This window comes from Paraburkholderia sp. BL10I2N1, assembly GCF_004361815.1.
In the GTDB taxonomy this organism is placed as follows: Bacteria; Pseudomonadota; Gammaproteobacteria; order Burkholderiales; family Burkholderiaceae; genus Paraburkholderia.
In genome coordinates, this window is record NZ_SNWA01000001.1 from 3,022,668 (window position 1) to 3,041,009 (window position 18,342).

Here is an 18,342-nt window from a genome sequence, read left to right on the forward strand (position 1 = left end):
AAACACATGGATATATGAAGGAGACGGTTGTGAGTACAAAATTATTCGATCTGCACGGTAAGACTGCATTGGTCACGGGCGCGAGCCGTGGCATTGGCGAAGAGATCGCGAAGCTGCTCGCAGAACAAGGCGCCCATGTGATCGTATCGAGCCGCAAGCTCGAAGACTGCGAGACCGTGGCACGCGGGATCAAGGAGACGGGTGGCAGCGCCGAGGCGTATCCGTGTCACGTGGGGCGTCTCGACGACATTCAAGGCGTTTTCCAGCACATTCGCTCACAGCACGGCCGGCTGGACATCCTCGTGAACAACGCGGCGGCGAATCCGTATTTCGGCCACATTCTCGATACCGATCTTGCGTCGTTCGAAAAGACAGTGGAGGTCAATCTGCGTGGCTACTTCTTCATGTCGGTCGAGGCGGGCAAGCTGATGCGCGAGCACGGCGGCGGTGCGATCGTCAACACGGCTTCGGTCAATGCGCTGCAGCCCGGCGACAAGCAGGGCATTTATTCGATCACGAAGGCTGCCGTGGTCAACATGACGCGGGCTTTGGCCAAGGAGTGCGGCCCGCTCGGCATTCGCGTGAATGCCTTGCTGCCGGGCCTTACCAAAACAAAATTCGCCGGAGCGCTGTTCGAAGACCAGGTCATGTACGAAAGCTGGATGGCGAAGATTCCGCTGCGCCGCCATGCGAAGCCTCGCGAGATGGCCGGCACCGTGCTGTATCTCGTCTCCGACGCGGCGAGCTACACCAACGGCGAATGCATCGTCGTTGACGGTGGGCTGACGATCTGACGATGGGAGAGGCGCGCGTGATTGACGTTTGCGCCACACGACATTCACCAAGGATTCAAGGAAGAGCAAGATGGACTTTGCATATAGCCTGAAAGTCGAAGCGCTGCGCACACAGGTGCGCGTGTTCATGGACACGCATATCGTGCCGCGCATCCACCAATGGCACGAAGAAGTGGGCGCGGGACACTATCCTGTTTCCTTCATGGAAGACTTGAAGGAGAAGGCGCGTGCGGAGGGCCTCTGGAACCTGTTCCTGCCGCATCTGCACGACGACGAACCGGGCACGCGGCTGACCAATCTCGAGTACGCCCCGCTTGCCGAGATCATGGGGCGGGTTTCCTGGGCCTCCGAGGTGTTCAACTGCAATGCGCCGGACACCGGCAACATGGAGTTGCTCCACATGTTCGCTACGCCGGCGCAACGCAAGAAGTGGCTCGAGCCGCTTCTCGACGGCAAGATCCGCTCCGCGTTTGCGATGACGGAACCCGCGGTGGCCTCTTCGGACGCGACCAATATCACCACGTCCATTCGCCTCGATGGCGACGACTATGTCGTCGATGGCCGCAAGTGGTTCATTACGAACGCGGCGCACCCGAATTGCCAGCTGTTCATCGTCATGGGCAAGACGGACCCGGACGCGCCGTCGCATCGTCAGCAAAGCATGATTCTCGTGCCGCGCGACACGCCGGGCGTGAAGATCATCCGCAATATCACGGTGGTCAATCACACTGCACCCGAAGGTCACTGCGAGATCGAATTCAAGGACGTGCGCGTGCCGCGCTCGAATCTTCTGGGCGAAGAGGGCAGCGGCTTCGCGCTCGCCCAGGCGCGTCTTGGCCCGGGGCGCATTCACCATTGCATGCGTTCGATCGGTGCCGCCGAACTGGCGCTCGAACTGATGATCGAACGCGCACAGGCGCGCACGGCGTTCGGCAAGACGCTCTATGAGCACGGCAGCGTCGCGGAGTGGATCGCAAAGTCGCGCATCGAAATCGATCAGGCCCGGCTGCTCGTGCTGAAGGCGGCCTGGATGATCGACAACGTGGGCGCGAAGGAAGCGCGCAAGGAAATCGCAATGATCAAGGCGCTCGTGCCGAACCTGCACACCGCCGTATGCGAGCGTGCGATACAGACCTTTGGCGCGATGGGGCTGAGCCCCGATACGCCGCTGGCGGACAGCTGGACCTGGGGACGTGCATTGAAGTTCGCCGATGGCCCGGACGAGGTGCATCTCCAGAGCATTGCACGCATGGAGATCAAGGCGCGGCCCTATGAACCGTGCCACGACAACCCCTACCTGACGTCGGCGGCGTAGGGCACGCCAGCGCGCACATGAAGTGATCTTGCGGGCGATGCGCTAACCCAACTTTCGCTATTCGCCCGTCGATTCCAGTGTTTTTCACCGATTTCTGATATGGCTGCCTCGGTAACTCTTTGATTTGTCGTGTGAGTGCGCGCGGGGGATTGGCAGAATCGCTTGTAGTGAAGACCTTGGTCCTTGGCAGTCGTACGGCGAGGATCCTACACTGGCCGAATGTTCCTCAAGCGCACACAGCGGATCAAGGACGGCAAGACGCACCAGTACTGGAGCGTGGTGGAGAATCGGCGTCTGTTGAATGGCAAGGTCGCGCAGCGCCAGGTGCTGTACCTGGGCGAGATCAACGACAGTCAGCAACTCGCCTGGCGCAAGACGATCGAAGTGTTCGACGAAGGCGCCAAACGCCAGGTTGCGCTGTTTGCGGAAGGTGCGCAGCCGGCAGATGACGCCAAGGCAGTGGGCGTGCGGTTGAGCGAGTTGCAATTGAAGCGCCCGCGGCAGTGGGGAGCGTGCTGGCTGTCTTGCGTGCTATGGCAGCAGCTAGGCCTGGACGCATTCTGGTCGGCGCGCCTGCCGGCTTCACGCAAAGGAACGCGCTGGCTGCAGGTGTTGCAGACCCTGGTGGCGTATCGGCTGATCGATCCGGGCTCGGAATGGCGTCTGCACCGGCACTGGTTCACGTCAAGCGCGATGGCGGATCTATTGGAAGCCGACTTTGCGCTGGCCGGCAAAGATACGCTGTATCGTTGCCTGGACAAGTTGCTGCCGCACAAGGACACCTTGATGCTGTTTCTCAAGCAGCGTTGGGGCGAACTGTTCGGCGCCTCGTTCGACGTGCTGCTATACGATCTGACCAGCACCTACTTCGAGGCCGACACGCCGCGGGAAGCACCGGACAAGCGTCAATACGGCTATAGCCGCGACAAGCGCGGCGACTGCCGGCAGGTCGTGATCGGCCTGATTGTCACGCCGGAGGGCTTTCCCCTGAGCTACGAAGTGCTGGCCGGCAACACCGCAGACTGCACCACGCTGTCCGATCTGCTCAAGCGTATCGAGACCCGACACGGCAAGGCCAATCGGATCTGGGTCATGGACCGCGGCATCCCAACAGAAGAGACGTTGGCACAGATGCGCCAGATGGGCGCCTTTTACCTCGTAGGCACACCTAAGGGTCGCTTGAGCAAGCTGGAGCAGTCATTCCTCCCAGCGCCGTGGGAGCATGTCCGGGAAGGGATGCAGGTCAAGCGCCTGCCCCTGGAGAGCGAAACGTATGTGCTTGCCGTGAGCGAGCAGCGGATCGGCAAAGAACGTGGCATGCGGCTGCGCCGGCTCAGGCGCTACGTGGAAAGGCTCAGGCAGTGCCGTACGCAAAGCCTCACACGCGACCAGCTACTGATGAAAGTGGGCGCGGCCAGGCAGGACGCCGGGCGAGCCGCGAGCCTGATCAGACTGACATTGCCACAGAGCCATGAAGTCGTCACGCCGGACACCTTCCGCTTTGAACTTGACCGTAAGAAATTGCGTCAGGTGCGGCACCGCGAAGGCCGTTATCTGTTGCGCACCAACCTCTCGAGTCACGACCCGGCGCAGCTTTGGACCTTCTACATTCAGCTCACGGAAGTCGAGCAGGCGTTCAAGGAACTCAAGCATGATCTGGCTATCCGACCGATCTACCATCACAAGGAAGAGCGCATCGAAGCGCACATCTTCGTGGCCTTTCTGGCGTATTGCCTGCAGGTCACGCTCAAATACCAGCTCAAGCGGGCCGCGCCAGGTTTGACACCCCGAGCGGCGCTGGAGAAATTCAGGACCATGCAGATGGTCGATGTTCATCTGCCCACCACTGACGGGCGCCATCTGATCCTGTCGCGCTACACGCAGCCGGAACCCGAACACCGTCTCCTGCTCGACCAGTTAGGTCTCAAGCTGCCCGCGCAGCCACCGCCGAAAATCACCGCCCAGCCATCGCCAATCGTCCCTACGCGCGCCCACGCCCTGTAGTGAAGACCTTTGCCGGCGACACCTTTTAAAATCAATTACTTAGCCTAGGCAAACACCGCGAATAGCGAAAGTTGGGCTAACGCGAGTCGCCCGTGCTCTAGCGAGCCGTCTCGCGATTGCTTTTGGACGCGTTCAAGAGTGTTCGCGTTTCTTGCGACGGCTCCGCGACGAGCATGCCCTCAAACGTATCCATCAAATTCGACACGGCGTAGCTGGGGGCCCAGAGCCGCCCCGGCTCGCCTCCCACGCGGCCAGCGCGGCATTGCCATAGATGCCGACGAGCGAAAGCCGGTGATCGACGATCTCCGGTGCGCTGCCTGGCAGCGGGTCCCGCAGCAGCGCATTGCAGTGCTGATAGCCCACATTCCACTTGTTTTCCAGCGCATCGCGCAGGAACGCGCGGTCGTTCAACTGCAGGTCGGCGATCATGCGGATGTAGGTCGGCTGTCCCGTTCGATCGGCGAGTTGCAGCATCGGAAAGAGCAACGACCCCAATACCTCGCGCATGGTCATCGCACTTTGCGCCTCCAGCCTGTCGACCCGCGCCGACGAACTGAATAAACGCACGCTGCCCCGTCCGACTCTCCGTCCGCACACATGATTTGACATAAGTAACAATCGCTCGGGCAACCGGATGGTTGCGCGAACGACGTTATACGCGCGCGAATTTAACTGATGTCTTTGGACCGTGTTAGGCGCCAATATATGCACAGCCGTTTAGTGGTGCAGGGGTGGGCAACTCAAACGGGTACCCTTGACGCCTATCAGCTTCGTGAGCGGAACGGCGTAGGAAGCGCTCAGGAGTGCAGGGCCCCGCCTGCCTGGGCCAGCGGCGGACCGGATGCCCCGCTGTCCGGGTGGTCGGGTGCTGTACCTCGATTTCGACGGCGTCCTTCATCCGGACGACGTCTGGCGACATCCGGGCAGCGGATTGCATGTCGCTGGTCCGCCGGGGCATGCGCTGTTTGAACGGGCAGGCCTGCTGATTCGTTGTCTGGAGCCGTATCCCGCGTTGCGCATCGTGCTGTCGACGGACTGGGTGTGGGTGTTCCGCAGCGTGCGCGAGATGGCGCACCGCCTGTCGCTGGTGTTGCGCTGGCGCGTGGTCGGCGCGACCTTTCACAGCGGGATGAACCCGACTAGGTTCCGGTCTGGCGACGTGTGCCGGCGTCAGCCCGCCGCGTGGCTGGCGCTCGACGACGATGACTGTGGATGGCCGGCGGTGAGCCGGGGTCACCTGGTGCGCACGGATCCGGTGCTGGACATCAGCGCGCCAGCGGCGCTAGCGGAACTGCAGGCGCGGCTCGCCGCGAAGGACCGGCCGGAAGCGGGCTGGCGATGATAGTCCGCCTTATCGCGGCCAGTGTAAGCAAGTTGCTTTGCGCGGAGCCGCATAAACAGACGTGAACAATCCAGACCCAATGGTTAAAGACGGTCGATGTCGCGAAGAGGCGATGAATGGGGCTGTTTGCCTCTGGCTCGGCTGAAAATCGCGGACCACCGCCGCGAACTACCGGCTTACCGTTCTGGTGGATGTGTACACTCGCCGCATGCATTCAGCCGCGCGGTCGGCTTCCAAGGGCAGGTAGCGTCGCGGTGTGGAAATCCGAGCCTTTGTCTCAAGAACTCCAGTCTCCCTATGCGAGTAGACGAATGGCCGTTGCATCTTGAAAGCCGACCTGGAGGGAGCCGGGTCGACCGTCTGCCATGGAGGCAAACTCAGCCAGACGCATGCTAGCGTGTCCTGATCCGCTGCGCGAATCGCGCGAACTCCCCGATGCGGTGGTTCGCGATGATCGTATGGGAGAAAAGGACATTTGAGAATGTCGATGCACGACTGCCCTTGACACGGGCTTTATCGCGCCGGCTGAAGTTTGAGACACTTGTCGGGCTTGGTTGCGCAGCATCTCCCCGTTGAGCTGCCGCTGCGCTCACCGGGGTTGCAGCACGGTTTGTAGGCTTTCTGGTCGGAGGCGTGGCCGCAGCGGGGATCATGGCTCCTTCAAGCTTTGCGGGGATCGCGTTGGAAAATACCTGACGGTATCGATGACGGTATTCCTGCAGAAGTCGTATTCGGATACCTGTGTTCGCGATGTTTGAACGAAAGTGCGCGTTGATTCTCCGATGCAGTCTGTCCAAAGCTGATAAGTGCCGACTGGACTTTGCGGTATGGCTGACGGTATCGTCACTCCCGACCGGACGGAAAAGCCTTATACACAAGGGTCCTGGTCACCTATTGTCGATCGGGTGGGGATAAACGGCTACCGGTATGCGTTTCGAGGACGCAGGGCGCGCGAACCGCATACCGTCGGCGGCGGTTCGAAGCCGTTGGTGCGGGAACTGTTTGGCGAACGCCTGAATATAAGAGAGTAGAGGACCGTCTACGGTGGTATTTATGGTGGTATGTCTTTCTTCGTGAAAACGGAGATGCCTTCTGGTAAAGGATTTGAAGGAACTATTCGAGTCCGGTCCCCGCACCAAATACCCCCAACCGATTTCAGCGGTTCACCACGAAACCCCGTCAGGTAATGCTGAGCGGGGCCTTTGTTTGCTATAGCGTCCAAAGGTTCACCACCATGCACAACCCCATCAGGGGGGCGTTTCGGGGGTTTCCACGATTCAAGCGCCTGTCGGATGGAAAACGACCCTCGCAGCAGTGTGAAAACCGGAGGCGCAATCATGGCACTGATCGATGCCGCGATCCGTAACACGGAGCCGGGTGAAAAACAGCAGAAGCTGTATGACGGCGGTAGTCTGCTGCTGCTTGTCGCTCCAGCGGCAGCAAGCGATGGATTCTCAAGTACCGTTTTGCCGGAAAGGAAAAGCGCCTCGCGCTTGGCATCTATCCAGACGTGCCGGCTGCCGCTGCCCGCAGACGGCGGGACGACGCCCGCGAAAAACTGGCGGCAAACATTGATCCGGGGGAAGCCAAAAAGGCCGGGAAACGCGCCGCCCGCCTTGCTGCTGCCAATTCATTCGAAGCCGTCGCGCTGGCGTGGATGGACGAACGCGGCCAATCCATGGAGGTCGGCCAGTATGAAAAGACGCTGGCGCGCTTCAAAAACGATGCGTTCCCCTGGCTTGGCAAGCGGCCTATTACCGAAATTGATGCACCCGAGATTCTGGCGGTTCTTAAGCGCGCCGATAACCGGGGCGCTCGCTTTACCGCTCACCGTCTGCGCAGTGAAATAAACCGCGTGTCCCGCTTCGCGATCAAGGAAGGCTATTGCAAAGCCGATCCGGCACGCGATCTCATTGGCGCGATACCGCCCTCACAGACAACGCATTTCGCCTCGATCACCGAGCCCGGCAAGGTTGGAGAGATGTTGCGGGCCTTCGACGCCTTTTCCGGCACGCGTTCCCGGTTTTGTGTGCGCTCAGGCTCGCGCCCGCGTCCCGGCGAACTGACACGGGCTGAGTGGACACAGGTCGATCTGGACAAGGGCGAATGGCGGTACCGCGTCACGAAAACCAACACGGATCATCTTGTGCCGCTCGCCATCCAGGCCATCGCTATCCTGCGCGAACTGAAGGCCATAACCGGTAACGGATGTTACGTATTCCCAGGCGCGCGATATCAAGCGCCCAATGAGTGAAGCGGCCATCAATGCCGCGCTTCGACGGCTTGGCTACGATACCCGTACTGAGATTACCGGCCACGGTTTCCGGGCGATGGTGCGCACGATCCTGCACGAGGACTGGAACACAAGCCAGAAGTGATTGAGCATCAGCTTGCGCACGCTGTATCCGATAACGCTTGGCTCAGCGTACAACCGGACAAACTTTATCCGCGAACGCCGCGAGATGATGCAGGAGTGGGCCGACTACCTTGACCGCATCAAGGCCGGGTGCGAAGTTATTCCGATCACGACGGGGCTGTAGCCTAGCGGCCCGCAGCGGGGCGCAGTCTGTTTGGAAAACGCCGTCCGATGAAGGAAGCGCGGGCGACGCATGTCTTGAGCAATTGATACGTTACCAACTCAACCGCGCACAAACAGATTTCTATGAAACTCAATTAGCGCCCATTTCATTCGAAATCATTTCAAGCTCGCTTGCCCTATCAAACACGGATCGCAGTATAAAATCGAGGCTTGTTGCCCTTGTTGTGCCAAAAGAACCCGATACGTGCTCTGAAAGGAAATTGTAGTTATCGTCCCTCCATGCAATCCATTCATGCTGAATTTTTTCCAAAAATGCTCTTTCTTCAGGTGCTAGCCTTTTTGCAACATTCGCATAAGCAATATTTAATCGCTTCTTTTGAACTGCAATTTCGGCAGTGGCGCAATCGGCTTGGCCATCTGAATTGGATGCCGTCTTACTGCACTGCACGAATTGTTGCGAATAATGCCGCTCTTCCGCGCTGACAGCAGATGATAAAAAATTACAAAAATAGTACCAATTTTTAAGTATTTCATATCTAAATACATTCTAAGATGATGGGCCAGATTTTATGATGCGGTTAATTCTTCCAATGGCGCCCCGAAAATGTTAGCGGATGCGCGCAGTTCAAACACCGCCCTTGTCTATCGAACGCAATATATCCCGGAGACTGTTCGTTGCAACGGCACACGGTTTCCGTTCCAGCTTCCGCGACTGGGCGAGCGAACACGGTCACACCCTCGATCTCGCAGAACGTGCCCTTGCCCATACCGTCGCGAACAAGGTTGAAAGCGCTTACCACCGAACCGATTTGCTGGAAGTGCGCCGCCCGATGATGGAAGCGTGGGCGGCGCATTTGTGCGGTACGGCGGAATGATTGTTGGTCCCGGCGGTTGCGAGCAATAGCAGCCGTGACTATAGACGTCAAAAACCAAAATCGAGAACTACTGCTGATGCGGTGCAATGCCCAAGCCAGTTGGCTTTAGTCTGTCGGATTGCACCCACCCCGTCACATTAGCGTCGGTATTTACGTTTATATATACTACAGACGTAAAATTGTTGTACTCGGTATAGGCGTCCACTCGCTCCCCGGGAAGTATAAAAACGCCAGCAATTTTGCATTTTTTATCTGGCGCCGAATAGAATTGCAGCCGCCCCTTCCCGATGACTTGTCGCTCAGAATCATCGCCCGGAATATAAACTCCATTCTTAATCGAGTAATTATTGAATTCTTTGCAATTCGCATGCGCCACATTGCCAAAAAAAATCAGGCATAACAATAATAACGTAATACTCGCCAATGCCTTCCTTGTAGATCTGTTGTCAATTGGGTGCAACATGTCTGGAATCCATTCAAAAATTGTCATATTGGGTGAGGTTGTTCGGATTTATGTACCCATCTATCAGTTTTTGACCATAGTTGGGCTCGGTTGCGTAGTGGCCGGTTAGTCCGTTGGCAAAGCCATAGGGGTTGGGCAGCATACTTCTCGCGTGCGTGTAGGCGCGCCCCGTAGCCAACAGGCGACCGTGGTAGTCAAAAGCATCCGCGATACTGGAGAATTTCCTAAATGGTTGTGGTATGTGAATTCGTTGCCCATGCACAACCTCCGTTGCCATTGCATTCACAAAGTTTCCGTTGGCAATGTCTTGTGAATTTGCCTTAATTCCAAAAGGATTGTTGCTGTCTGCCGGCATATGTTTTCCGTAGCCGCTCTCGAATGCCCATTGAGCCAGGCTGACGGAAGCTGGAATTCCCCACTTGGCCTGCGCTTCTTGTGCGGCTTCAATAACATCTGACGGAAATCGCCCATTACCTTGTGCTTGTCGCCATCCCTTAAAAAAATTCCCGATCAGCCCAATCGGATGGATATGGAACACATCGGGACTGGACGGGAAGGGCTGGCTGACCTTGCCCTGTACCTCATCCCACCAGGCAAGCTTGCTGATGCGTTCAATTTCGGCGGCGTGATACGGCGACGGCTCGCTACGCGTCACCAGTTGGGCGAACAGTTCCCGATAGCTTTCCTCACTGGCCCATTCGCTGCGGTGTCGTGGAATCAGGCGCGACGCGCGAAAACGCAGCCACCTGTTCGCCCCGTGCGACAGCAGTTCGTCGGCGGCTTCCTTTTCGTTACGCGCGGGTGACATGGCACGGTAGACACCCGTCGCCAGCGGCTTGAGTTTGCCCACGTCGGACAGATCGGGCTTGCCTGCGTCCAGGACATAGTCGAGCCAGGCATCTGCCGAGCCAAACAGCGTCGGATTGTTCGCATCGGAATCCGTGAACATCTCGAAATCGATCCAGTGGCCTGGGGATTCGCGCGTCACCCGGCCAGCAGGGGTCTGCCGGTTGCGCACCCAGCCCGTGATATCCGCGTAGCGGCTGTCCGCGCTGGTGATTTTCCACCAGGGTTCGCCCTTGCCGTGGTTGAAGGGATCGTCATCGACGGAGCCCTTGCAGTCAGCGGGCAGCGCGTCCAGTACGCACTGGCTGTAGACCTGCACAATAGCCGTGCGGGGCGCATTGGCCCCCTCCTGCCTGACCGATGGACCGGCGTACAGTTTCACGCTCCGGTCGATACGCAGGATAGGCCGCTCACTGTGATAGTCCGCTTTTGCTGCCGCCCGGCTGGCTTCGATGTAGGCTGGCAGCGTGCCATCGCAGAACACCTCGATATGCACTATCCGGTTTGGCTGCGCGGGGTCCGCCGTGTGCCAGTATGGCCCCAGGTACCCAATCAGGTCGCCCGCACCGACCTTTACCGGATGGGGTGGAATCACCACGCGGTCAAACGCTGAATCGGGCATGACCTCGCGCACCACGGGGTCGCCGGGCTCGCTGCCCATGAAAATCCAGCCGCCAACAGCCTCGTACGGCCCGACAAACCGGCCGTCCTGCGGGGGGTATGGAGACGGACCTTCGACGGCGCTGACCTGCCCCCAGTCACCGTCGCGGCGCCCGATCGTGGCCCGCGCACCGTGCGGCAGGATGCACAGAATGGTCCCGTGCTGCTTTGATGCGCGCACCCTCAGCCCTGCGCGGTCCGGCGCGGATGGTTGCCCCTGGCTGGCGGGGTGGGGGCGGTCCTGGGCGTAGGACGTTACCTCGACCTGCGTACTCCAGTAGCCGGGGCGCGGCTGGGACGGCTCGCACTCGTAATCCGCGAAGCCCTGAAGGTGCATGTAGAGGCTGAAGAAAGACAGCCGGTTTCCGGCGGGATATTCGAGCGTATGGCGCACCAGTGCAAAGCTGGTGCTGTACGGCACGTTCAGTTCCGGCTGTCCTTCGCTTGCCGGAATCCTGCTCGTGGGGCTGATACGATCAAGCCGGTAGGCAATGACCTCGCCATCGGCCAGGCAGCGCACGCCATGTTTGAGGTCCAGCATCGGGCCCGCGCCATCCGCAGACACATGGATGCCGCCATGCCACAGGCCGGACGGACTCGCGGCAAAGTTTCCGCCCGGCTCGTTCATCAGCCAGGCATGAAACAGGTGTTCATCGATGATGGTCTTGCCCTTTGCGTCGCGAAACGGAAAGGCGAACCGCAATGGTTTCGGCGTTGTACTGGTCGGCTGCGGTGTCCGCGGGTTATTCGAGGCGGGGCTGCTCGTCATGGATTCGGTGCGCTCCTGGGTGAATAGGGACGCACCACGCTATGACGACCAGACGGTCAGCGTCAATTGGCCAATGTCTGAATTTGTGCAAAGAATTGTCAATCATCTAGCGGGCCTCCTGCCGCCGCGCTGACGGGCGGCAGGGTTAAAGTGAGTTTGCCAAACCGCTTTAACCGGAAGGAGGCCATGATGAACTATAGCGGCATTGACCTGCATTCGGCAGCGTATTCGGCCGGCCGCTGGAACGCCCGGTGCTCCGCAGATTGCTGCCGTTTGCGAAAGGGAATCATGGCGGCGTGACGTTGCGCCTTGTGCCGTTCAGGTTTTCATCGAACCGAGAGTTCTCAGCTTCAAGCTTCGTCGAACCGGCTCCACACAATTCTTCGGACGTCCCCCGAACTGGGTTCTTGCAGGGACGCGTAACACCGACTGGGAGAGGTCCGATTTACGTAAAGCGCCGAAGCCACGCCAGATTGTCTGGGAATTTAATGAGACCCTGGGTTACGGGATGCACCTCCATTAACAGATCCATCAGTTCGGTCATTTGAATGACCGTGTGAGCAGAGAAAAGCCGATCACACCAGGTCATGCGCGGCGAGCCGTAGGCGCGTTTGACCCCGGTGTGAATCGTCCGAATCAATGTGAGCAACTGCGCATCGGTTAGCCGCTGACGCTCGGGCGTGCCGCCGCGCTTCCAGGAGCGATAGCCGTTCACGCCTACGCTAAGGACCTCGCACAGCGCCAACACGGGATACTGCCGGCACTGCGCGTCAATTCAGGCGAACTTCACAGGCGGTCCTTGGCGAAGAACGCCGCCGCTTTTTTTGCGATTTCCAGCTCCGTCTGCAAGCGCTTGTTCTCCGCTCGCAGATGCGAGAGCTCCATCTGTTCCGTCGTGACGACCTTCGTACCAAGGCCATTCAGCTTGCCGGCCTCGAAAGCCTTCAGCCAGTTGCGCAACGTCTGCATCGACATGCCTGGTTGCACGGCTGCTTCCCTTGAACTCCGCCGTGTAAACCTGGTGCGGTACCTTGAACGTGTCTTCTTTCCTGCTTTTGGGTCGAGTTTATACACGACCTACTGGAAGGCGAAATTTCAGGGGAAGTTCAGCCTGCCAGTCGATAATTGTCGTCCATGCTGATCCGTCCGATAATCTCGCTATCGAATCGAGGAACGAATGGACCGGCTGACTGGCATTGGGGTGTTTGTCGCCGCTGTCGATGGAGGCAGTTTTGCCGCCGCTGCGCGACGTTTCGGGTTATCCGCCGCGATGGCTGGCAAATACGTCAGCGCGATCGAGGCTGAACTGAATGCGAGGCTGCTTCAGCGCACAACGCGCCGTCTAAGCCTGACTGATATCGGTCAAGGCTATTACGAGCGATGCAAACAGATTCTCGAAGCTTACGACGAAGCAAATCGCGAGGCGAGCGATTCTCACGGAACGGCCCGTGGCGTGCTGCGGATTGCCGCTCCCGTCACTTTCGGGGCAGTGCATCTCGGTGTAGTCGTCGCGAAATATCTGGAAGAACATCCGCACGTCAACATCGAAGTGTCGTTGAGTGACCGCTATGTTGACCTGCTCGAAGCTGGCGTAGACCTTGCCATACGAATCGGGCGTCTACCCGATTCAGGGCTTGTTGCACGCCGGCTCGCGCCGTGTCGAATGGTCATCTGCGCGTCGCCAGACTACCTTAAACGTCACGGAACGCCGCGTAGTCCGGACGACTTGCGGCAAGCACAGCGACTCACGTTTAGTGAAGCTGTGTCCGCCGGCGACTGGACGCTGGTCGATGCGAAGCGTCGTGCACACGTCATCGGCGGCCCATGCCGGATGGCAGCGAACAATACCCAGATGCTGCTTGCAGCCGCGCTCGCAGGAGCCGGCGTCGCCTATGGCCCGACGTTCGTGTTTGGCGAACAGATCGCGCTTGGGAATCTCGTCGCGCTGCTGCCGGCGTACCACACATCGGAACTGGCGATCCAGGCTGTCTATCCGAGCGCACGTCATATGCCTCTCAAAGTGCGCCACTTCCTCGACTATCTGGTAGCCGCATTCGGCGACGAGCCGCCGTGGGATCACATTCAGCCACAACGCGCTGTCCGCGCGCGTCGTTCCCCTGGCAAGCCCAAACGCGCGGGATCATCGACGCCGAAGCCGTGAGTCGAAGGGGTGCTCATCCCACGTCAGGCGAAGGATCCGCGGTGCCTCGCGAACTGCGCGCAGGCCTCGCGACGGCACCTTCGGCGGCTTAGCTGATTCCGGGCGGGTTGGAGATCCGCAGCTTCCATACCCCGTCACCGCCTCGCGCCATTACCTGCGTGGCTGTGCCGCGTTTGCTGGCGTGTTGGCCATCAGGCAGCGTCATGCTCAACGTCCAGTCGAGCAGTACCAGCGCGATGTCGTCGCTGACCAGCGATAGCCGCACATGGTTGTGGATGCGTGGACCTGCCTTCAAGAGTTCCGAGAACTGACGGCGCAATTCCGGAAGGCCGTTTGCAATGCTTTCACCGTCCCCCATCCGCATCGTCGTACTATCGTTGAACAAGCCGATCACGGCGTCGAGATCACCGGCGTTGAATGCGGCATCGAAGGCGGCCGGAACCTGCTCCGGCGTGTTCGGCGCGGCAGCGCTGGATTCCAGTCCGGCAACGAACTGCCGGATAGTTGTCGCGAGCGCAGACGGAGCCTCGAGCGGCGACAGGTGTCCCGTACCCGGCAGTGCATGCATGCGTGCGCCTGCAATCCGGGGCATCAGTTCTTTCTGCAACGTTTCGACGCGATCGACCTGGTCCAGTTCGCCTGCAATCACCATGACAGGCACATTGATGGAAGCGACGTCGCCCGTGATGTCTTCAAGCATTGCCGCATTGGGCCAGGCTGCCTTGGCTTGCGGCGCGCCGCGCAGACTGTCGGCGATGACCTGCTCACGATAGATTGGCTTGAGCGGGTTCGCTGAGAGTACGTTGTCCAGCACCCACGCGATGGATTCGCGCGAATCGTAGGTTGTGGTCATCGCTGCACGCTGCTCGTCGGGAAGAACCATCGGCGAAGGCGGGGACGGCGCGACCAGCACAAGCCCCTCCAGTCCCGCAGGTCGGCGCGACGCGAGCAATTGCGCGGCTTTCCCGCCCATTGAGTGACCGACCAGAACGTAGTGCCGCAGATTCAGCGCTTCGATGACACCCTGTGCGTCGTCTGCCAGATCGGTAATCGTGTAGCCATCCTCTGGCGCATCCGAATCGCCCCATCCACGGTGGTCGGTGGCGATCGTGCGGTACTGGCCCGAGAGCTCGCCAACCACGCCGTCCCATGTGCGAGACGACCCGCCCCAGTAGTGAAGGAACACGAGCGCCAGTTTGCCGTCACCCTTTTCCTTGACGTGAATCTTCGTGCCGTTGACCCGGATATCCATTGCAATGCCCCTTCATCTAGTGTGCCGACGGCACGATGGTGAATCGGTTCGGGCTGAACCCGAACCTTAGAGGCATCTTAGATTCCGTCGCTTCGCTTGATAATTACCGTTTCCCGATTATCTGTCGATCATGGAGAGATCGAATCGAGAGGCGGCTATGCGGAGGGAGTTAGATAAGCCATGGCATCTGTGCGAGCAGAGATCTCGCCCGGAATATCGGCCTGACCAACGGCGACTGTGATCGAGTCCTGATGAACGTCCAGACCTACGTACAGCGTGCTATCGTTTTCCATGCTGGCGCGTTTGGGTCTTCCCAACGGAGATTCCGAACGGTACCTGGGGCAGTCGTGGCGCCATCTGGACGCTGCCCGACATTCATGCACTTCTTGCGGGTGAGCCCGAACGGAGCTTCGGCGAGGAGCGACTCGCGCGCACACCGCGAAAAGGCACGCATCACGCTGGAACCCGCTGTCGATGCTGATAGCGCTGGAATGGCCAAGGTGTAGCAGCGTCCCTCATTTTCTGTTCAGAAGGAGGGGGGATACCTGCGCTCGCTCGCTGACAATGTTCATACAACCGATGGAGAACCTGACATGAAGTTCAACGATACGGCGACAGTTTTGGCTCCCGCAGGCGCGCCGCCGCTCTGGCTGGCCAGGTTAGCCGAAAATGCGACGCTTGAGGCGACCGTCCTGAAGCGTCCGGTCGAAGGGCGGGCTGACATCCTGTCGGTCATCAAGCACGCGGTCTCGCTCTACGAGTTCCAGCATCACAGCTACAAGGGCGAGATAGGCAACGGACTCTACATGGAGTCCTACCGCTCGCAGATTCAGGGCGTGCCGATCGAGACGCTGCTCGTGGCCCACCTGAACGAACAGGGTGAGGCTGATTCTGTGGTGATCAACCATCGCCCGCTGAAGGCGGCGATGCTGTTTTCGAAACTGATGTGGGAGCGGGTTGACGAGCGGTTCCGTGACCTCTATCTGACCGGACCGGAAGCCGACGCCGTGAATGCGGCCTCCGGTGCGAGCTGATCGTTTCGGCGCAGAATTTATTAATTCTTCTGGAGTATTGACCACTCTGGATTGACTGTTCTTCCTCCATTCGATGTCCCACGGGTCGGGGACGAACCCGATGGCGAAATCGCACAACGCGCGTCTTTCCTCTTCCTCCACCGACCTGCCGCGGTACCGGATCATTCCTTCGGTTCCAGAAGGGCAATACACCGATGCTGCGCGTGAGATCCTCGTTACGGAAATTGCCGAAGCTAGCGCTCGAGCTGAAGGCGTGACGTTCGAGCAGGTAGCACCACGGGTGTGGCGTGAGGCACCGGTAGGTGCCTCTGACGCTATCTCCCGGCTTCCCTGACGGCGGATATCTACCAAGGCGGTGGTACGTCGTAGTTGTCGACAGTGCTGGCGAAATCAGACCATCGCACCGAGCACGTCATACAGTTCAGCGGCGGACATAAGTATCCACTTAAGCATGACGCGGTGCGCGCTCGGGGCAAGAGTGGATCCGCCGTGCGCGCTGACGCGGTTGCGCTTTGTATCGCAATGTATCTGCTCGGCGCCCTGATACGTGCACTTACAAAAACCACCCTTCCTCGACACATGAGGGATACGTCTGCGCGCTCAAATACGTCCATCGCGCGGTGCGCCGCACAGCAACGTAGATGTCTCGATCACCCTCGTTCAAACCGGATGAATCGCTGGCAGTCTGAAATTTGTCCTTCAATGTATTGCATATGCAACATGAGTCGACCATGACTTTAGACGTCCAACACAAAGCCGGTGATGCCGTGAGCAGGGAGATCGCGCGGAACTGTCTGCTCACGCGTACGCGGCAGATTTCCAGGGTCTTGACCGCGATCTACGACGAGGCGCTGCGGCCGTTTGGCATCAACGCCTCTCAATTCACCCTGCTTGTACTCATCGTCGAGTTTGGACCACTCAGCCGGTCGGACCTCGGGCGCAGGAATCATCACGACCGGTCGACGCTGACAAGGAATTTGCAGCCCCTCATCTCGCAGGGGTTGGTTTCCGAAGGTATCCCTGGAAACGATGGTCGCAGTCGCCCCCTTTCGCTGACGGAACAAGGCAAAGCATTGCTTCGAAGCGCCGCGTCCGCGTGGTCGGCTGCGCAGACAAAAGCCAGGGCCCTCATCGGAGAGGTCGGTGCCAACGCGCTCATGGGCATCGCGGGCGAGTTGCCACGTCACGTGAGCTGAATTTTTATCGCCAATGTTGCATATGCAACACAGCAAGGGCGCTTTGTGCCCGTTCTTACCAGCAAAGGAGTTTGCAATGAAAGTCGTCAAAGCCGCCGCGGTCCAGATCAGCCCTGTCCTCTACAGCCGTGAGGCAACCGTCGAAAAGGTCGTGCGGAAGATCCACGAGCTCGGTCAGCAGGGCGTGCAGTTCGCCACGTTCCCGGAAACCGTGGTGCCTTACTACCCGTACTTTTCCGCAGTGCAGACAGGCATTGAGCTTCTGTCCGGCACTGAGCATCTCAGGCTGCTCGATCAGGCCGTGACAGTACCGTCTCCCGCGACCGACGCAATCGGCGAGGCGGCCCGGAAGGCGGGCATGGTGGTGTCCATCGGCGTCAATGAGCGTGATGGTGGAACCATCTACAACACTCAACTACTCTTTGACGCCGACGGCACGTTGATCCAGCGCCGCCGCAAGATCACGCCTACCCATTTCGAACGCATGATCTGGGGTCAGGGTGACGGGTCGGGCCTGCGCGCTGTCGACAGCAGGGTAGGCCGGATTGGCCAGTTGGCCTGCTTTGAGCACAACAACCCGCTGGTGCGCTACGCGTTGATTGCCGACGGCGAGGAGATCCATTCCGCCATGTATCCAGGTTCCGCTTTCGGCGAAGGATTTGCCCAAAGGATGGAAATCAACATCCGCCAGCATGCCCTGGAGTCTGGCGCCTTCGTCGTGAACGCAACGGCCTGGCTGGACGCCGACCAACAGGCGCAAATCATGAAGGACACCGGCTGCGGGATCGGTCCGATCTCGGGCGGCTGCTTCACCACCATCGTGGCACCTGACGGCACGCTGCTGGCGGAACCGCTCCGGTCGGGTGAGGGCGAGGTCATCGTCGATCTCGACTTCACGCTGATCGACCGACGCAAGTTGTTGATGGACTCCGCCGGCCACTACAACCGCCCCGAACCGCTCAGTCTCATGATCGACCGTACCCCGACCGCGCACATTCACGAACGCGGCGCGCACGCCAAATCGATCGCCGAACAAGGCCCGGACGATCTGCGCACCACGGTTGCCTGAGTACAGCGAAGCAACCGCGGCAC

Annotated in this window: 13 protein-coding genes and 4 pseudogenes; 11 read left to right on the forward strand and 6 right to left on the reverse strand. The window is 59.4% G+C overall.

Features of this window, described 5'->3' with window-relative positions; genetic code table 11:
* Nucleotides 1-29: 29 nt before the first annotated feature.
* From B0G77_RS14110 to B0G77_RS14120, 3 genes are all read left to right on the forward strand, one after another.
* Nucleotides 30-794 carry an SDR family oxidoreductase gene (locus B0G77_RS14110; protein ID WP_133662680.1) on the forward strand — a complete coding sequence of 255 codons (765 nt, stop codon included), beginning with the start codon at nucleotides 30-32 and terminating at the stop codon, nucleotides 792-794.
* A gap of 70 nt (nucleotides 795-864) precedes the next feature.
* Nucleotides 865-2,109: an acyl-CoA dehydrogenase family protein gene (locus tag B0G77_RS14115; protein ID WP_133662681.1), complete on the forward strand. Its 1,245-nt coding sequence runs from the start codon at nucleotides 865-867 to the stop codon at nucleotides 2,107-2,109.
* Nucleotides 2,110-2,328: 219 nt separating this feature from the next.
* Nucleotides 2,329-4,113, forward strand: coding sequence for an IS1634 family transposase (locus tag B0G77_RS14120; RefSeq protein WP_133661411.1), 1,785 nt, complete (start codon nucleotides 2,329-2,331; stop codon nucleotides 4,111-4,113).
* A 192-nt stretch (nucleotides 4,114-4,305) separates the two neighbouring features.
* Here B0G77_RS14120 and B0G77_RS14125 read toward each other — a convergent pair whose 3' ends face one another.
* On the reverse strand, nucleotides 4,306-4,680 hold the full coding sequence (locus tag B0G77_RS14125) for a hypothetical protein (protein WP_133662682.1): 375 nt from the start codon (nucleotides 4,678-4,680) through the stop codon (nucleotides 4,306-4,308).
* A 274-nt stretch (nucleotides 4,681-4,954) separates the two neighbouring features.
* Here B0G77_RS14125 and B0G77_RS14130 point away from each other — a divergent pair, with 274 nt between their 5' ends.
* Both B0G77_RS14130 and B0G77_RS14135 read left to right on the forward strand, forming a co-directional pair.
* On the forward strand, nucleotides 4,955-5,455 hold the full coding sequence (locus B0G77_RS14130; RefSeq protein ID WP_133662683.1) for an HAD domain-containing protein: 501 nt from the start codon (nucleotides 4,955-4,957) through the stop codon (nucleotides 5,453-5,455).
* Nucleotides 5,456-6,792: 1,337 nt separating this feature from the next.
* A pseudogene (locus B0G77_RS14135) lies at nucleotides 6,793-7,995 on the forward strand (integrase arm-type DNA-binding domain-containing protein).
* Between the two features lie 129 nt (nucleotides 7,996-8,124).
* On the opposite strand, the gene B0G77_RS14140 reads toward B0G77_RS14135, so the two are convergent.
* From B0G77_RS14140 to B0G77_RS14160, 4 genes and pseudogenes are all read right to left on the reverse strand, one after another.
* Nucleotides 8,125-8,442, reverse strand: coding sequence for a lysozyme inhibitor LprI family protein (locus B0G77_RS14140; RefSeq protein WP_166656154.1), 318 nt, complete (start codon nucleotides 8,440-8,442; stop codon nucleotides 8,125-8,127).
* A gap of 494 nt (nucleotides 8,443-8,936) precedes the next feature.
* On the reverse strand, nucleotides 8,937-9,332 hold the full coding sequence (locus B0G77_RS14150) for a hypothetical protein (RefSeq protein ID WP_133662685.1): 396 nt from the start codon (nucleotides 9,330-9,332) through the stop codon (nucleotides 8,937-8,939).
* 13 nt (nucleotides 9,333-9,345) lie between these two features.
* Entirely contained in the window at nucleotides 9,346-11,607 is a 2,262-nt protein-coding gene (locus B0G77_RS14155) for a glucosaminidase domain-containing protein (protein WP_133662686.1), read from the reverse strand.
* 583 nt (nucleotides 11,608-12,190) lie between these two features.
* Nucleotides 12,191-12,600: pseudogene (locus B0G77_RS14160) on the reverse strand (IS3 family transposase); the annotation flags it as partial.
* Nucleotides 12,601-12,784: 184 nt separating this feature from the next.
* Here B0G77_RS14160 and B0G77_RS14165 point away from each other — a divergent pair.
* Nucleotides 12,785-13,768: a LysR family transcriptional regulator gene (locus B0G77_RS14165; protein WP_133662687.1), complete on the forward strand. Its 984-nt coding sequence runs from the start codon at nucleotides 12,785-12,787 to the stop codon at nucleotides 13,766-13,768.
* Between the two features lie 88 nt (nucleotides 13,769-13,856).
* Here B0G77_RS14165 and B0G77_RS14170 read toward each other — a convergent pair whose 3' ends face one another.
* Nucleotides 13,857-15,020, reverse strand: coding sequence for an alpha/beta fold hydrolase (locus tag B0G77_RS14170; RefSeq protein WP_133662688.1), 1,164 nt, complete (start codon nucleotides 15,018-15,020; stop codon nucleotides 13,857-13,859).
* Nucleotides 15,021-15,318: 298 nt separating this feature from the next.
* Between B0G77_RS14170 and B0G77_RS44215 the strand changes: the two are divergent.
* The 5 genes and pseudogenes from B0G77_RS44215 to B0G77_RS14195 all read left to right on the forward strand — a co-directional run.
* Nucleotides 15,319-15,526, forward strand: a pseudogene (locus tag B0G77_RS44215) (Tautomerase enzyme); the annotation flags it as partial.
* 87 nt (nucleotides 15,527-15,613) lie between these two features.
* The gene (locus B0G77_RS14180) at nucleotides 15,614-16,054 is read left to right on the forward strand and encodes a hypothetical protein (RefSeq protein ID WP_133662689.1); all 441 of its coding nucleotides are present in this window, start codon (nucleotides 15,614-15,616) and stop codon (nucleotides 16,052-16,054) included.
* Nucleotides 16,055-16,162: 108 nt separating this feature from the next.
* A pseudogene (locus tag B0G77_RS44220) lies at nucleotides 16,163-16,340 on the forward strand (Tautomerase enzyme); the annotation flags it as partial.
* Between the two features lie 445 nt (nucleotides 16,341-16,785).
* The gene (locus B0G77_RS14190) at nucleotides 16,786-17,250 is read left to right on the forward strand and encodes a MarR family transcriptional regulator (protein ID WP_133662690.1); all 465 of its coding nucleotides are present in this window, start codon (nucleotides 16,786-16,788) and stop codon (nucleotides 17,248-17,250) included.
* 76 nt (nucleotides 17,251-17,326) lie between these two features.
* Entirely contained in the window at nucleotides 17,327-18,319 is a 993-nt protein-coding gene (locus tag B0G77_RS14195) for a carbon-nitrogen hydrolase family protein (protein WP_133662691.1), read from the forward strand.
* The last annotated feature ends 23 nt before the right edge of the window (nucleotides 18,320-18,342 follow it).

Coding starts and splice junctions, on each gene's coding strand:
- B0G77_RS14170 (WP_133662688.1), bottom strand. CDS start 15,020: ATGGATATCCGGGTCAACGGCACGAAGATTCACGTCAAGGAAAAGGGT.
- B0G77_RS14155 (WP_133662686.1), bottom strand. CDS start 11,607: ATGACGAGCAGCCCCGCCTCGAATAACCCGCGGACACCGCAGCCGACC.
- B0G77_RS14165 (WP_133662687.1), top strand. CDS start 12,785: ATGGACCGGCTGACTGGCATTGGGGTGTTTGTCGCCGCTGTCGATGGA.
- B0G77_RS14190 (WP_133662690.1), top strand. CDS start 16,786: ATGACTTTAGACGTCCAACACAAAGCCGGTGATGCCGTGAGCAGGGAG.
- B0G77_RS14150 (WP_133662685.1), bottom strand. CDS start 9,332: ATGTTGCACCCAATTGACAACAGATCTACAAGGAAGGCATTGGCGAGT.
- B0G77_RS14120 (WP_133661411.1), top strand. CDS start 2,329: ATGTTCCTCAAGCGCACACAGCGGATCAAGGACGGCAAGACGCACCAG.
- B0G77_RS14115 (WP_133662681.1), top strand. CDS start 865: ATGGACTTTGCATATAGCCTGAAAGTCGAAGCGCTGCGCACACAGGTG.
- B0G77_RS14195 (WP_133662691.1), top strand. CDS start 17,327: ATGAAAGTCGTCAAAGCCGCCGCGGTCCAGATCAGCCCTGTCCTCTAC.
- B0G77_RS14130 (WP_133662683.1), top strand. CDS start 4,955: ATGCCCCGCTGTCCGGGTGGTCGGGTGCTGTACCTCGATTTCGACGGC.
- B0G77_RS14180 (WP_133662689.1), top strand. CDS start 15,614: ATGAAGTTCAACGATACGGCGACAGTTTTGGCTCCCGCAGGCGCGCCG.